At 68.7% G+C, this 14578-nt stretch carries 11 protein-coding genes and 3 pseudogenes; 8 read left to right on the top strand and 6 right to left on the bottom strand.

Annotated elements, in window-relative coordinates; translation table 11 throughout:
- The first annotated feature begins 114 nt into the window (after nucleotides 1-114).
- Nucleotides 115-1551, top strand: a complete 1437-nt coding sequence (locus tag OHS59_RS06920) for a dihydrolipoyl dehydrogenase family protein (RefSeq protein ID WP_328492502.1) — start codon at nucleotides 115-117, stop codon at nucleotides 1549-1551.
- Between the two features lie 81 nt (nucleotides 1552-1632).
- Here OHS59_RS06920 and OHS59_RS06915 read toward each other — a convergent pair whose 3' ends face one another.
- Nucleotides 1633-2274, bottom strand: coding sequence for a peptide deformylase (locus OHS59_RS06915; RefSeq protein WP_328492501.1), 642 nt, complete (start codon nucleotides 2272-2274; stop codon nucleotides 1633-1635).
- Between the two features lie 212 nt (nucleotides 2275-2486).
- On the opposite strand from OHS59_RS06915, the gene OHS59_RS06910 reads away from it, so the two are divergent.
- A complete protein-coding gene (locus tag OHS59_RS06910; RefSeq protein WP_328492500.1) occupies nucleotides 2487-3971 on the top strand; it encodes a PepSY-associated TM helix domain-containing protein in 1485 nt (494 codons plus the stop codon).
- Nucleotides 3972-4083: 112 nt separating this feature from the next.
- Here OHS59_RS06910 and OHS59_RS06905 read toward each other — a convergent pair whose 3' ends face one another.
- Nucleotides 4084-4431: a tetratricopeptide repeat protein gene (locus OHS59_RS06905; protein WP_328499085.1), complete on the bottom strand. Its 348-nt coding sequence runs from the start codon at nucleotides 4429-4431 to the stop codon at nucleotides 4084-4086.
- A 159-nt stretch (nucleotides 4432-4590) separates the two neighbouring features.
- Here OHS59_RS06905 and OHS59_RS06900 point away from each other — a divergent pair, with 159 nt between their 5' ends.
- The 3 genes from OHS59_RS06900 to tpg all read left to right on the top strand — a co-directional run bounded on the left by OHS59_RS06900 (nucleotide 4591) and on the right by tpg (nucleotide 8069).
- A complete protein-coding gene (locus OHS59_RS06900) occupies nucleotides 4591-5556 on the top strand; it encodes a pirin family protein (RefSeq protein WP_328492499.1) in 966 nt (321 codons plus the stop codon).
- A gap of 1302 nt (nucleotides 5557-6858) precedes the next feature.
- The gene (locus OHS59_RS06895; protein ID WP_443061686.1) at nucleotides 6859-7509 is read left to right on the top strand and encodes a hypothetical protein; all 651 of its coding nucleotides are present in this window, start codon (nucleotides 6859-6861) and stop codon (nucleotides 7507-7509) included.
- Nucleotides 7510-7535: 26 nt separating this feature from the next.
- The gene (gene tpg, locus OHS59_RS06890; protein WP_328499084.1) at nucleotides 7536-8069 is read left to right on the top strand and encodes a telomere-protecting terminal protein Tpg; all 534 of its coding nucleotides are present in this window, start codon (nucleotides 7536-7538) and stop codon (nucleotides 8067-8069) included.
- A 119-nt stretch (nucleotides 8070-8188) separates the two neighbouring features.
- Here the strand turns inward: tpg and OHS59_RS06885 are convergent, their stop codons facing one another.
- The 4 genes from OHS59_RS06885 to OHS59_RS06870 form a co-directional block, all read right to left on the bottom strand.
- Nucleotides 8189-8542: a hypothetical protein gene (locus OHS59_RS06885; RefSeq protein WP_328492498.1), complete on the bottom strand. Its 354-nt coding sequence runs from the start codon at nucleotides 8540-8542 to the stop codon at nucleotides 8189-8191.
- A gap of 80 nt (nucleotides 8543-8622) precedes the next feature.
- Nucleotides 8623-9222 carry a hypothetical protein gene (locus OHS59_RS06880; protein WP_328492497.1) on the bottom strand — a complete coding sequence of 200 codons (600 nt, stop codon included), beginning with the start codon at nucleotides 9220-9222 and terminating at the stop codon, nucleotides 8623-8625.
- Between the two features lie 180 nt (nucleotides 9223-9402).
- Entirely contained in the window at nucleotides 9403-9891 is a 489-nt protein-coding gene (locus tag OHS59_RS06875) for a hypothetical protein (RefSeq protein WP_328492496.1), read from the bottom strand.
- A 362-nt stretch (nucleotides 9892-10253) separates the two neighbouring features.
- Nucleotides 10254-10574 (bottom strand): hypothetical protein, encoded by a 321-nt coding sequence (locus tag OHS59_RS06870; RefSeq protein WP_328492495.1) that lies wholly within the window; start codon nucleotides 10572-10574, stop codon nucleotides 10254-10256.
- A gap of 179 nt (nucleotides 10575-10753) precedes the next feature.
- Between OHS59_RS06870 and OHS59_RS06865 the strand changes: the two are divergent.
- The 3 pseudogenes from OHS59_RS06865 to OHS59_RS06860 form a co-directional block, all read left to right on the top strand.
- A pseudogene (locus tag OHS59_RS06865) lies at nucleotides 10754-11017 on the top strand (transposase family protein); the annotation flags it as partial.
- A 318-nt stretch (nucleotides 11018-11335) separates the two neighbouring features.
- Nucleotides 11336-11482: pseudogene (locus OHS59_RS44490) on the top strand (AAA family ATPase); the annotation flags it as partial.
- Between the two features lie 565 nt (nucleotides 11483-12047).
- Nucleotides 12048-13121 (top strand): annotated as a pseudogene (locus tag OHS59_RS06860) (MFS transporter); the annotation flags it as partial.
- Nucleotides 13122-14578: the final 1457 nt, after the last annotated feature.

The raw sequence follows: 14578 nt of genomic DNA, 5'->3' as shown, positions 1-14578 counted from the left end.
TTCCCTCTTCCTGGGGTCGGTGCGTGGCCGTTGTGCACAACGGCGCCGACCGGCGCCGTATTCCGCGCACGTACCCGTGTGGCCACGACCCACACCAACGACCAGACTGACCCCATGACGGAAACGGAAACCAACGTGTACGACGTCGTGGTGCTAGGGGCCGGACCCGTGGGGGAGAACGTCGCCGACCGCGCCCGCGCGGCAGGCCTCTCCGCCGCGATCGTGGAGAGCGAACTGGTCGGCGGCGAGTGCTCGTACTGGGCCTGCATGCCCAGCAAGGCCCTGCTGCGCCCGGTGATCGCCCGCGCGGACGCCCGCAAGGTCCCCGGCCTGCGCCAGGCCGTGCAGGGCCCCCTCGACGCGGCGGCGATCCTCGCCAACCGCGACTACTTCACCTCGAACTGGAAGGACGACGGCCAGGTCCAGTGGCTGGAAGGCGTCGGAGTCGACCTCTACCGGGGACACGGCCGGCTCGACGGGCCGCGCCGGGTCACGGTCGAGGGCCCCGACGGTGAACGACACGTACTGACCGCCCGGCACGCCGTGGCCATCAGCACCGGTACCCGCGCCGTGGTGCCCGACCTGCCCGGGATCGCCGACGTCAAGCCCTGGACAAGCCGGGACGCCACCAGCGCCCAGGCCGTCCCGGGCCGCCTCGTCGTGGTCGGCGGCGGAGTCGTCGGCGTGGAGATGGCCACCGCCTGGCAGGCCCTCGGCTCCCAGGTCACGATCCTCGTCCGCGGCAAGGGACTGCTGCCCCGCATGGAGCCCTTCGCCGGCGAACTGATCGCCGAGGCGCTCACGGAAGCGGGCGCGGACGTCCGCACGGGCGCCTCGGTCGAGTCCGTGACCCGGCAGGGCACGACGGTCGTCGTCACCACGTCCACGGGCGACCGTATCGAGGCCGACGAGATCCTCTTCGCCACCGGACGCGCCCCGCGCACCGACGACGTCGGCCTGGAGACGGTCGGCCTCACGCCCGGTTCCTGGCTGGAGGTCGACGACAGCTGCCGGGTCACGGGCAGCGAATGGCTGTACGGGGTCGGCGACGTCAACCACCGCGCCCTGCTCACCCACCAGGGCAAGTACCAGGCCCGTATCGCGGGCGCCGCCATCGCCGCCCGCGCGGCCGGTGTACCGCTCCTGGAGACCGACCCCTGGGGCGCGCACTCCGCGACCGCCGACCATGCCGCCGTCCCCCAGGTCGTCTTCACCGACCCGGAGGCCGCCGCCGTGGGCCTCTCCCTCGCCGAGGCCGAGCAGGCCGGCCACCGCGTCAGGTCCGTCGACGTCGACATCTCCACGGTCGCCGGCGCCGGCCTCTACGCCGACGGCTACCGCGGCCGGGCCCGGATGGTCGTCGACCTGGACACCGAGACGCTCCGCGGTGTCACCCTCGTGGGCCCCGGCGTCGGCGAGCTGATCCACTCCGCCACGATCGCGGTCGCCGGCGAGGTCCCGGTGAACCGGCTGTGGCACGCGGTCCCGTCCTACCCGACGGTCAGCGAGGTGTGGCTGAGGCTGCTGGAGGCGTACCGCGACGGGAAGTGACCCGGCCCAGCCGGGTTCCGGCGCACGGATCCCGGCTGACAGGCCGGGCTCACAGGCTCACAGGCTCACAGGTTCATAGGCTCACAGGTGGAAGCCCAGCCCCTTCGCCGCCTCGGCGGGGGTCGGCTGGGCCCACCACTGCGCCATCGCCTCGTTGGAGGACAGTGAGCGCGGTTCCGCGCGGTCGAGGTAGAGCGTGCCGTCCAGGTGGTCCGTCTCGTGCTGGACGATCCGCGCGGGCCAGCCCGTGAACACCTCGTCCACCGGGTTCCCGTGCTCGTCCTGCGCCAGGAGCCGCACCTCGGCGGGTCGGGCCACCACCGCCTGCCAGCCCGGCACGCTCAGACAGCCCTCGAAGAACGTGGCACGGGCGGTGCCCACGGCCTCGTACACCGGGTTGACCAGGACCCGGAAGGGCAGCGGTACCCGGCCGCGTACCTCGCGGATCTCGTCCGGGACCGGCGCCGGGTCCTCGATCACCGCGAGACGCAGGGGGATGCCCACCTGGGGTGCGGCCAGCCCGACCCCCGGCGCCGCGTGCATGGTGTCGCGGAGGGCCGAGACGAAGCGGGCCAGCAGCGACGGGTCCAGCTGGCCGTCGAACGGCTCGGCCGCGCGGCGCAGCACGGGGTCACCCGCGGCGACGATCGGCAACGGGCCCGTACGGGAGAGGAGTTCTTCCACTCGGTCGCTGAGGGGCGTGAGGTCACTGGATGATGCCATCGCGCCAGCATGCCAAGACGGCGTCCCGGGCGCGAGGCGGCTCCCTGGCAGGGGCGCGGGTCTTCCGTCCGGGTGCCGGTCGGCACCGCCGACTGCCATGTGACACAGACCACATGAATCTCCGGGAACTCGACGGCCCCGCCCACCGACTACTGCTCCGCAACGGCCGAGTACGGCCCCGTCGTCCCCTGCCCGACCGGAGAAGCCAGCCGATGTCCACCGCTCCCACGACCGAGACGGACGAGTCCCCGCAGTCCGTCACCCCCGCCACTCCCAGACGCGGCGGCTGGGCGCCGCTCCGCCCGCTGGTGCTGCGGCTGCACTTCTACGCCGGAGTGTTCGTCGCCCCGTTCCTGCTGGTCGCCGCCACGACCGGATTCCTGTACGCGGCGTCGTTCCAGGCCGAGAAGATCCTCTACTCGCACGAGATGACCGTCCCGGTCGGCGACGAGAAGCTGCCGATCTCCGAACAGGTCGCCGCCGCGCGCAAGGCCCACCCGGAGGGAACGGTCTCCGCGGTACGCCCCTCACCCGAGGACGACGCGACGACCAGGGTGATGCTGTCCGGCGTCTCCGGCATCGGCGAGACCCACACCCTCGCGGTGTTCGTCGACCCGTACACGGCCAAGGTGCGCGGCGCGCTCGAACAGTACGGGTCCACCGGCGCCCTGCCGCTGCGCACCTGGATCGACGAGTTCCACGCCAACCTGAAGCTCGGCGACGACGGCCGGCTCTACAGCGAACTCGCCGCAAGCTGGCTGTGGGTGATCGCGGGCGGCGGCCTGGTGCTCTGGTTCGGCCGCCGTCGTTCGCAGCGCAAGATACGCGGGACCAGCGGGCGCCGACGCACCCTCGGGCTGCACGGGTCGGTCGGTGTCTGGGCCGCGGTCGGCTTCATCTTCCTCTCGGCGACGGGCCTGACCTGGTCGACGTACGCCGGAGCGAACATCGACGAACTGCGCACCTCGCTCCGCCAGGCGACCCCGTCGGTGTCGGCCGCCGGGGGCGGCGAGCACTCGGGCCACGGGTCCGGTTCGGCCGAGGGCGGCGTCGAGCACGGCGTCGGCCTCGACAAGGTGCTGGCCGCCGCGCGGGCCGAGGGCCTGGGCGACCCGGTGGAGATCGTCCCGCCCGCCGACGCCTCGTCCGCCTACAAGGTCAGCCAGGTCCAGCGCAGTTGGCCCACCAAGCAGGACGCGGTCGCGGTCGACCCGACAACCGGCGAGGTGACCGACACGGTGCGGTTCGCCGACTACCCGGTGCTGGCGAAGCTCACCCGCTGGGGGATCGACGCGCACACCGGTGTCCTCTTCGGCATCGTCAACCAGCTGGTGCTGATGGCCCTCGCCCTCAGTCTGATCCTGCTGATCCTGTGGGGCTACCGCATGTGGTGGCAGCGGGGCCGCGCCTCGGCCTTCGGCCGTCCCGTTCCGCGCGGCGCCTGGCAGCAGGTGCCCGCGCCCGTCCTCGTCCCGCTGATGGCGGGCATCGCCGTCCTCGGCTACTTCGTGCCGCTCCTCGGCATCCCGCTGGCGGCCTTCATCGCGGTGGACGTGATCCTCGGCGAGATCGCCTACCGGCGGGGCAAGCGCACGTACGGGCCCTCCAAGGACGCGTCCAAGGACGCATCCAAGGACGCGTCCGAGGAGCCGGCGAAGGAGTCACCGGAGGAGGCCTCGAAGGCGTCCGTGAAGTAGCGGGCCGGGGGCCCGGCGGCGCGGCCCGCGCCGCCGGACGACCCGGGCCGCCCTGCTCACACCTCACATCTCACAACGTGGAGCTCACAACGTGGAGCTCACGACTCGCAGGTCACAACGAGTCGAAATCCCCCGCGAGGGCCGAGGCGAGCCGCAGGTGCGGCCGGGCCTCGTCGTCGCGGCCCTGGCGCTGGAGCGTCCGGCCGAGCATGAGGCGGGCGTAGTGCTCCACGGGGTCACGCTCGACGAGGACGCGCAGCTCGGACTCCGCCCGGCCCAGCTGGGCCGAGTGGTAGTACGCCCGGGCCAGCAGGAGACGGGGGGCCGTCTCCTGCGGCACCTCCTCGACCAGCGCGTCCAGCACGCGCGCCGAGGCCGCGTAGTCCTTGGCGTCGAAGAACATCCGGGCGCGCTCCCAGCGCTCCGCGGTCGTTCCGTGGCCGTAGTACGTCGTGTCCACGTCCGTGACCTCCTCTGTTTCCCTCGACATCCGTGGCTTCCTTGGCTTCCTTCGACGGGCAGAACCGCCCAGGTTTGTTGAATATTCCACAACCTGCTCGGTGGTGACCGGCGGGGGACGGCATGACGGACCCTCCTCGACGGGGCTAGGTTGTGCGGCATGAGCAATCTTGATCGCGAGGCCGTTCCTGCTCTGTGCGGCGGCCGGGGCTTCGTGGTGGCGGAGCCGGTACGTGAACTCCTCAGCCCCCGCCGGGTCAAGCTCGGCGAGTCCAGCGAAGTCCGGCGGCTGCTGCCCAACCTGGGCCGGCGCATGGTGGGCGCGTGGTGCTTCGTCGATCACTACGGGCCCGACGACATCGCCGAAGAGCCGGGTATGCAGGTCCCGCCGCATCCGCACATGGGTCTGCAGACCGTGAGCTGGCTGCACGAGGGCGAGGTGCTGCACCGCGACTCCACGGGCAGCCTGCAGACGATCCGCCCCCGTGAGCTGGGGCTCATGACCTCCGGCCGGGCCATCAGCCACTCCGAGGAGAGCCCCAAGTCGCACGCCCGCTTCCTGCACGGCGCGCAGCTGTGGGTCGCTCTGCCGGACAGCGACCGCCACACCGACCCGCGTTTCGAACACCACAGCGAGCTGCCCGTCGTCACGGCCCCCGGCCTGAAGGCCACGATCGTGCTGGGCGGCGTCGACGGAGCGGCCTCGCCCGGTACGACGTACACGCCGATCGTCGGCGCCGATCTGGCCCTCGCGCGGGGCGCCGACGTACGCCTGCCGCTGGAGCCGGACTTCGAGTACGCGGTGCTGTCCATGTCCGGCGAGGCCCACGTGGACGGTGTGCCGCTGCTGCCCGGCTCCATGCTCTACCTCGGCTGCGGCCGCACCGAACTGCCCCTGCGGGCCGAGTCGGACGCCGGCCTGATGCTGCTCGGCGGCGAGCCGTTCGAGGAGGAGCTGGTCATGTGGTGGAACTTCATCGGACGGTCCAACCAGGATATCGCACAAGCCCGTTCGGACTGGATGGAAAGCTCGCGCTTCGGTGAGGTGAAGGGGTACGACGGTGACCGGCTCCCTGCGCCGAACTTGCCGCCTGGGCCGCTGAAAGCGCGGGGACGGGTGCGCTGACCAGTGCAGATGCTGCGGCTGCTTTGGGCATAGCCACGGCCTAGGGGATGCCCTGGGTGCAGTGAATGCGAGTAGCCGTGGATGGATGATCATGCCCGGCCCGCGGGCTCCGAGGGCGCGTAGCGCTTCGCGTGTTTAGCCATCTGTAGCAGGGCTTGGCAAACCGAATGCTGACCCAATGCTGACTCTACTGACGCGTAATCAGATGATTCTGCTGATGAGTGTCGTGATGTGCTGAGGGTGATCCCGGCTCGGTCCGGTAGGTGCTGCTGATGTTGGACTGTGCAGGGCTCGCGTAACGAGGCATGACCGTGTGATGTCGCCCTTTTGCTGCGCGTCAGCATCGCGGCCATTTGTCGGGAGTGGACAGTTCTGGCAACGAGGTCGTGACCGGTGATCTAGTGGTGCGTGTCACCGGCAAGATCCCATCGTCTAGCTGCTGCTCTGATCGCTGAAGCCCTGCGGCGGAATCCTGACCTGCAATTTTATCTGTGTGCAGTGCGGGCGATAGGGGGTGACCTCTATTCGATCGTCCTGATGGGAAGTCAGCTTTGCTGCGCCGTGGGTCAGGTGATCGGCATGAGGAAGGCCGCAGGTCGGGTAGGCGTGTCAAGTGTGATTGTCGAGCAGTCTTGTGGCGCCAAGCGCACATGGCCAGATACCGGTACAGACCACCCAGTAGGTTCTTCGTCTACTGGTGGTACAGCCTTCTGACCAGCAAGGATGTCGGTCCGGCGGGTTCAATGTGGGGAGTTGGCCCGCGTATGGTCCGGATCTTGGTGGTAGTGGGGCGTGTTGTATCGCGATGGTTTGGTCCGGCTGCCCGTCGACCGGCCCGGTTGACGTCGAGGGTGACGGACGGCCGGAGCGCGCCCTTTCCGCTTGAGGGCTCGCAAGCTGGAGGTGTCGGCAGGCGTCGATCTGGCCGCCTGTCAGTTTGGCGGTGCCGGGAACATGGCCGACCCGTCGTAGAGAACGCTGGCTCCCACACAGTGGTGCGGGCCGCTCAGGAGGCGGTCGCCGACACCCGTACCGGGTTGCGGTCGACATCAACATGTCGTTCGCCGCGGCCGCCAACGGCCTCACCGTCGGACTGAACGGGCCGACCCGCCATAGCGGCAACCCGACGTTCGACCCGGCGCTGCCCGGCTCGTGGCTGGTCGACCTCTCCCACGTCGACCTGTCCCGCGTGACGGTCAACGGCCGCACCGTCGACGGTGACCGGCTCCCCAGCCCGTTCACCCCCAGTGCGAGAGGCCCGAGGGCCCGGCCTGGTACGCCGCGTCCACCGTCGCCTACGCGGTGGAGCTCGGCTTTGACGTCGCGCCGATCGAGGCGTACGTGCGCACCCAGAGCGGCCGCTACCTGGACGCCTGGTACAAGCGGCTGCGCGACGCGTACGTGACCACCATGGCCGACCTCGGCGTCACCACCGACCTCACCGGCCAGGAATTCCTGAACGCGATGGCACGGCGCAAGCAGACCGACCCGACGATGGCGCTGCTGGAGACCGCGATCAAGGCGACCGCGAAGGGCGGCATCGGCAAGCTGCGCCAGCGCAGCCGGGGCCAGGTGCCGTACTACGAGCCGCACCCGGCGCTGAAGCGGGAGACGTGGCGGCCCGGCATTCGGGCCGCCGTCCTCGCCAACCAGCGCATCGGCATCCACCGCAAGCTGATGAAGACCACCGTCGCGGCCGGCCTGTACCCGACGTCCATCGGCACCGACGCGATCGTCTACCCCTCGCCCGGCCCGTCCCCGCTCGACATCCTGCCGCTCACCGACGAAGGAAAGCCCGTGCCGGGCACGTTCCGGCTCGGGGTCTCGCCCGGGATGGTCAAGCACCAGGGCACCCAGACTGTCCTGTGGGCAGAGCAGCAGTTCGAGGAGCGCGGTGTCTTCAACATCTCCAACCTCATCAAGACCGACCAGAGCGCTGGAGAAGGGGAGTAACCCATGGCCGACTCGCTCGGGACAGTCTGGACCGCGCGCTGGAGGGGGCGTTCACCCGCCGCATCCCACAAAGCACCCAGGCCCAGGTGAAATATCTGGTCAAGCAGCTCAAGGGCACCAAGGCCGCCGCGCAGGCCCTCGGGATCTCCCAGCGCACGGTGGAGCGGTACGTGGCGGGCAGGTTCAAGCGGCCCCGCCGGGACCTGCGGGAGCGCATCGAGCGTGAGGTCAAGAAGCGGTGGCAGCCGCAAGTCCGGGCGAAGGCGCGGAAGAAGGCGGCCGCCTCGGACGGCCTGGTCGTCTCGACCCGCGCCCGGTTCGGGTTCACCGCCGAACCGGGCACCACCGACGACGCCCGGATCCGCGACATCACCCAGGCCCTGCCGCCCGTCTTCGCGGACCGCCTGTTTACCGCCCGCGAACAGGGCGCTACCGAACAACAGCTCCAGCAGATCGCCGCCGACGGCCTCGCCCAGATGTACTTCCGCGACAACAACCGCCGCGCCCACGGCCTGGGCGTGGAGTTCACCGACGTCGAATGCATCGACATCGAGTTGTAGGTCGGGCTCCAGCACGAACGCCGCGTTCCTGACATTGAAGCTGCCAGGGACGCGGCGTTTAGACATCCTGCGAGGGCAGATCCACAGTCATGGCTGATGGGCTCTGTCGTCTCCGGGGGTCAGGAACTATTCTTCTCCACTTCCACCATGACCTTGGCGATGACCTCCTCCGGGGCCTCCTCCAGATGATTCACCGCTGTCGCCAGCAGCACCATCCCAACTCGGGCGTTGGCGTGCGCAATGTGTGCAGCCACGTCAACGAGGTCGTTCCAGCTGGCCTTCACCTTCTCCAGGTCACCCGCCTCAACACCCGCTCGGAACGTGGACTCAGCCGCATCCAGCAGGTCGCGGTATGCAGGCGCGACCGCTTCCCCGGCATGCCCGCCACCAGCCTCGACCAGTTTGTAAAAGGCGACCAGCGCCTGGCCCGCGCGACGGTCGTAGTCACGCGACTTGTCATCGTAAGTTCCCATACCGCAGAGGCTATCGAGCCTCACTGACACACAGCGGTCCAGCGCCCGCTCGCACGCCTCAACCTCGACGAACTCCTGCGTCAGGTCGTGTGTGCGGCACTGTGGCGTGCCCACCACGACAGCTGCGGCGCGGTGGCCGCGTTGACGGCCCGGCCGAATGCTTCCATGGCAGGCTCCAGACGCGCGGTGTCCTCCACGTCCGACAGAGCGTTCAGCAGTTGCTCGGTGGCTGTCGCGACGGCCGGGTCGGAACACCGCATGAGTGGGGCGGCTGCGGTGGCGGCCCGAGTGAGCGGCTCACGTACGGCGGCGATGTTCTGCTTGCTGGCGAGTCGGTCCCGGCTCAGTAGTTCGGCCGCGCATCCGAAACCCACCTGGGTGCACTGCACGTCCGTTCCACCGGCGATCCGGGCCATGGCGAAGCCTCCGGCTGAGGCCATCGCGGCCAGAAAGAACGACCGCGCGCGTTCGGCCGGCCCCTCCCACAGCAGACGGTTGGCGGTAGCCGCAGCCTGCAGTTCCACCACAGCCACCGTCATCGCGTCAGCATGTACCCGCAGCGTCCCGATCTCGACCTGCTGGTCCTGGCGGTTGCGGGAGCGGTTGGTCAGCCACGCCGCGAGGACGGCGATAACCGCCCCGGATGCAAGCGTGCTGGCCAGCTCGATCAACTTGTCCATGGCCGCAGGCTGTCGCGCACCGGCTCCGGTACACCGTCCTCGTTGCCTGTCTGACACACAACCTGGACGCGCTTGTTGCCGCAGGTGAACGCACCAGCACAGGATTTCGAATACGCATTCGTGGACCGTGCAGATGACCGCCATGCGACTGCGTGTCCAACGCCTCGGTGGCGTGCCCGGTTACGACGCCGGGTCGTCGGAAGAGCCAGCGGAACGTCGGCGGACGACGTCCGGCAGCTCGTGGGAGAGCTCAGCCGGGAGGAAGAACAGACCGGTCATGCCCAGTCCGGTGATCACGAGGCTCAGCAGCCCGAAGTACACGTTGGGGTCGTCGATGGCCGCGACGCCGCAGAACACCGACACCGCGGCGATGAACAGCAGCACCGTGACGGACCACCGCTCCCGCAGCGGGGACGCCGTGCGCGAAACCACGCTGACCCACCACATCTGCCCGGCCACCACACGCAACACCACGGCGATCGCCGGAACCAGCGTCGGCAGCGCCCACCGGATGACGTCGCCGGTGGGCAGTCGGTGCTGCCCGGTCAGGTAGCTGACCCGCACCAGCCAGCCCACGTACAGCGGCACGACGGCCACGATCAGCACCGACATCGCGATCCGCAGCGCCCGCAGCGTGCCTCGCCCGCTCGTCGTCTCCCCTTCGGTCAACAGGCCACGGGGAACGTACTGGTGACGGCCGCGCACCCGCCAGAGCGCTCACCGCCACGGGTGGCCGGTTCCCCCTTCCTGACGGATCGTCGCCCGTGCGTACGGCACGACGTGTGATGAACTCGATCGAGGACGTGGTCGGCGACGTGGAGGTAGTCCCGGCGGGTCCGGTCGGCGCTGGCGACCGCGTCGAAGCCGTAGACAGACGCCGAGCTCCTCCCGCAGTGGCCGCCCGGTGTAGGCGGGACACCGCAGGTCCCGGTAGCTGTCCCTCGCCATCGCCCCTCTCCAGCCGTTGTCGTCAGCATTGTGGGGCGGTGTCGCGCTTATGTCGCACGCCCGGGGCCCGTCGGGGCTCCCGGTCAGGACTCTGCTGAAGCCCCGGTGTCCTGGGGCGTGGCGGGTTCCGCGCCCCAGGGGTAGAGCGCCCACGCCTCGTCCAGGATCGGATTGATGACGGGCCGTCCGTCGGCGAGGGCCCGCAGAGACCATCCGGCGGGCGGTGGCTGCTCGATCCGGGCCAGGACCGACTCCTCCAGTGTGGGGGCCGTCGCGACGACCGCGTCCTCCAGTTCGCTTGCCGAGGCCACGACCGTCGGTACGTCCGAGGTCGGCAGGACGTGCCGGAACTCGGGGGTGTTGACCAGGTGGTACGGCTCCATCGTCATCACGATGCCGAACATCGGCCGGTCGTGGGGGATGTGGGCGAACTTCGGGTGCCGCTCCCGGATGAGCTTCGCGGTGTTCGGGATCTGCTTCCCGATGGCCTTGCCCAGCTTCTGGTTCAGGCTTTCGCCGAACGTCTGCGGCCCTGTCTCACATTCGGTGGTGACCGAGAGTGCTGGTTCATCGTTGACGTGATGTGCGGAATGCCAACGAGCTTATAGATGTGGTGTTTCCGGGACTGTTGCCGCTGGTCATCGAGGACGTGACGGATGAGAGCGAGCGGATTTCGGTACGGGCGCGGACGCCTGAGGGTCCGGTGCCGTGTCCGGGTTGCGGAGCACCGTCCGGGCGGGTGCATGGCTTTCATCTGCGGACGGTGGCCGATGTGTCGGTGGACGGGAGGCGGGTGGTGGTCCGTGTGCGGGTTCGGCGTCTGGTGTGTCCCACGCGTGGCTGCCGGACGGCCTTGGTACTGACAAGGCGTAGAACATCGGAAGGGGGCAGATCCACGGTCACTCTTTCGGGTGATTCTTATGGGCGAGGTCGTAGACGTGGCCAACGACCATGTGTGTCCGCACGCCGCGGGAGTGACTGATCCGCTCGTGGGGATCCGTCGTGCACCAACGGTGCTCAAGCGGAGCGGTGTTGTCGGCCACGTGACCCGAAAATCTTGGCCTTGGCGTGATGCTGATGGTGCCCTCAGCGTTGGTCGGTCGCGGAGGCGAAGTCACATGGCCCTCTAGGATGCTCCCTCGGCTTACGCATCCCCTGGAGCACCATGCGTCTCGAACACATCAGGATCGACAACTTCCGTGGACTGGACCACGTGGACATGTCGTTTTCCCGATTCGGCTGCCTTATCGGTGAGAACAACGCGGGGAAGTCGTCCGTGTTCCAGGCGCTGAACATGTTCCTCCGCTCAAGCGCCGCAATCGCCACCGACTTCCTGAACCCGGCGCGTCCCATCCGTATCCAGCTCACCTTCGCCGGCATCGGCGCGACAGATCTGCAGCGCCTGGAGGAAGGTCACCGTTCACGCATCGAGCCTGCGGTTGCGGACGGACGTCTGACCCTGGCGCGGACGTACCATGGGGCGGGCAAGGGCGAGATGTGGGTAGTTCGGAAGGTGCCGAGCGACCAGCGCTTCAGGAAGGGGGCCTTGGAGGCGGTTCTCAGGCCCAAGATCTCGACCGAGGAGCTTGAGGCGAACGTCCAGCACACCTATCCGGAGATCTTCACCAAACTGTCGGGCAAGATCAACCGCGCTGCGGTGAAGCGAGAATGGGCTGACTGTGTCGCGGCTCTTGAACCCCATGAGTACACCACGGGCGACGACTCGCTGATGACCGGCTTGGACAAGTCGGTGGCCCCCCTGCTGCCGGAGCCGATCTACATTCCGGCAGTCAAGGAACTCAACGACGACCTCAAGACCAGTTCCACAGCGACGTTCGGACGTCTGCTGTCCATCCTGAGGCGGTTCGCTCGGTCTCGTCGTCGGCGCAGGCGCCCTGGTCGGAATGGTCGCCGCCCCCGCGTGGGGCAAGATCAGCGACCGCACCACCGCGCGCATCGGGATGCGCCGCCCCTGGATGATCGTGGGGGTCTCGGGCGGACTCGTCAGTGCACTGGTCATGGCGCTCGCGCCGAACGTCCCGATCCTGCTGGTGGGCTTCTGCCTGTCGCAGCTGTTCCTCAACGCCGCAGGCGCGGTCTTGACGGCGGTACTCGCCGACCGGGTCCCGCCGGAGCAGCGCGGAACCGTATCGGGACTGCTGGGAGTCGGAGGGCCGCTTGGACTCGTCCTCGGCACCTTCCTGGTGCAACTCGTAGACCCCAACTTCTTCCTCATGTTCCTGCTTCCCCCCGTGGTCGGCGGCATGGCGATCCTCGCGTTCACCGCGGTGCTCCCCGATCGACGGCTGGACAAGGCCGCCCCCCAGACCGCGTTCTCGGTGAAGGACCTGGTCAGCACGTTCACCTTCAACCCGCGCCGCAACCCGGACTTCGCCTGGGCGTGGGGAAGCCGGTTCCTGTTCTCGTTCGCCGTGGCGATACTCAACACCTATCTGACGTTCTACCTGATCAACCATCTGGGCTCGGACAAGCAGGACGTACCGCACCAGGTGTTCCTGGGCACACTGGTCCTCGCCGTCTTCGCGGCGATATCGAGCGTGGTGGGCGGCAAGATCTCGGACGCCACGGGCCGCCGCAAGCAGTTCGTCATCATCGCGGCCGTCCTCTTCGCTCTCTCCCTCTTCCTCGTCACCGTCGCGAGCGACCTCACCCTTTTCCTCGTCGGCGCGGCCGTCGGCGGCCTCGGGCTGGGTGCCTACACCTCCGTCGAACTGGCCCTGGTCACCGCCGTACTGCCCGACCAGGACAACACGGCGAAGGACCTCGGCGTCTTCAACATCGCGAACAACCTGCCCACCTCTCTGGCACCCGCCATCGCTCCTGTGATCCTCTACATCGGCAGCGACTCCTACGCCTTCCTCTACGCCGTGGCCGGCGCGTCGGCACTCCTGAGCGCCATGGCGATCGCCCCGGTGAGCAAAACCCGGTGACGGCGCGTCACGACCACGCTTCGAGGCCGCCGCCCGTCCTCGGGCAAGAACGCCATGTCCATCACGATCGCTGGCATGGATGCCACGCGGTGTTCGCGTGGATTAGCCGGCCAATCGGCGCGCAGGAGTCCGGCCCCGGGTCATAGGAGCAGCGGCGCGGCACCGAGTCCGGGAGGGTCACCGTCGCCCCGAGGTGGCCGCCTGTTATCGGCGGCTCGCCCGGCCTTGGCCTGCTTCTCGCTCCCACCGCCCGGTCCCGGCTGGAACGCCCGCCCGGACGTGGACCTGGGCCTGCGGGACGCATCCCTCGGCCACCGCCGTCAGGACGTTGTTGTGCATCGTGCCGGGACCGCCGTCCCGCCCTCGCTCGGCTCGGACATGTGCTCCCGGCCCCTCGGCCGCTCCAGTATGTGGGGCGCCTGCCCAGGGGCAGGCCAGTGGTGGCCCTTGAGCACGCCGCGACGTCCGAACTGTCGGAGTTGACGGGCCCGCCTACATCACGCCCCTGCGTGAGGGTGGCTCGCTGCCGGGGCTCGTCGAGGCCGACGATCTCGGTACGTACGTCATGAAGTTGCCTACCTGAGGGCGCTGACCTGCGCCTATACGGACGTCCGTGGTTCTGACCTGCGCCGATGCCTGTTTCAGCGTCTTTCAGGTTCGTCCCGCGTTATGCAGCCCATACTCCCCACGCGCTCCCCAGCACCGCTCAGACTCCCCAGAGTTGGCCGTGCTGGCGAAGTGGCTGTGCTGAGAAGTCGGCTGGCCTGCGGCAGGGTTTCAGGCACGGTGAGCGACTGGTATTGGCGGAGAAGGTGGAGACCTGCCAGCAGATTCTTCGTCTGCTGGTGGTACAGCAGTGACGCATCGCTGACCTGCGCATTTGGTGGCCATGGGCAGCTTGCCGGAGTCGTTGGCCCGGAAATGGTCCGGATCTTGCTTCGTTCGGGGCGGTCGCCTGGTGTCAGCCAGTGGTCAGGCTCTGCGGTGACCGTTCGTACTTCTGGTCAGGCAGTGGCACCGGTGGCCAACACCGCCCTGCACGTTGCTACTTCATAGCGACGTCTATTGGCCGTGGCTGCAGGCGGTGAGTTGTCCCGGAAGGGGCCGGTGCGTTCCGTGACCTGCTGCGATAGACCGGTTCAACTTGCTGACCTGTGTGAATGACCTTTCGTTTGTTCCACGCTGGTGCTTGTTGATGCGGGCCGAAGTGCCAGGGCGCCCACTGCTCGTCATCGCTGTCGTCGGGAGTTGCTCCTTCATGCCGAGAGAAAACAACTGAATGAAAACAGCTACCCGGCCCGGTAAAGTCCCAGCTCAGCAAGTGTCGACCCCGCACCCGCGGGGATGCTCCGTCGAGCGCCACCTCTGCCCGCGGTGCCTGGCCGTCGACCCCGCACCCGCGGGGATGGACCCGCTGAGTAGCTGACGCTGTCGTCGAGGCGTTGCCGTCGGTCACT

The organism is Streptomyces sp. NBC_00414 (assembly GCF_036038375.1).
GTDB lineage: Bacteria > Actinomycetota > Actinomycetes > Streptomycetales > Streptomycetaceae > Streptomyces.
The sequence above is the reverse complement of the archived record's forward strand: the minus strand, read 5'-3'. Positions and strand labels throughout refer to the sequence as shown.

Coding starts and splice junctions, on each gene's coding strand:
- OHS59_RS06920 (WP_328492502.1), top strand. CDS start 115: ATGACGGAAACGGAAACCAACGTGTACGACGTCGTGGTGCTAGGGGCC.
- OHS59_RS06915 (WP_328492501.1), bottom strand. CDS start 2,274: ATGGCATCATCCAGTGACCTCACGCCCCTCAGCGACCGAGTGGAAGAA.
- OHS59_RS06910 (WP_328492500.1), top strand. CDS start 2,487: ATGTCCACCGCTCCCACGACCGAGACGGACGAGTCCCCGCAGTCCGTC.
- OHS59_RS06900 (WP_328492499.1), top strand. CDS start 4,591: ATGAGCAATCTTGATCGCGAGGCCGTTCCTGCTCTGTGCGGCGGCCGG.
- OHS59_RS06885 (WP_328492498.1), bottom strand. CDS start 8,542: ATGGGAACTTACGATGACAAGTCGCGTGACTACGACCGTCGCGCGGGC.
- OHS59_RS06880 (WP_328492497.1), bottom strand. CDS start 9,222: ATGGACAAGTTGATCGAGCTGGCCAGCACGCTTGCATCCGGGGCGGTT.
- OHS59_RS06870 (WP_328492495.1), bottom strand. CDS start 10,574: ATGTTCGGCATCGTGATGACGATGGAGCCGTACCACCTGGTCAACACC.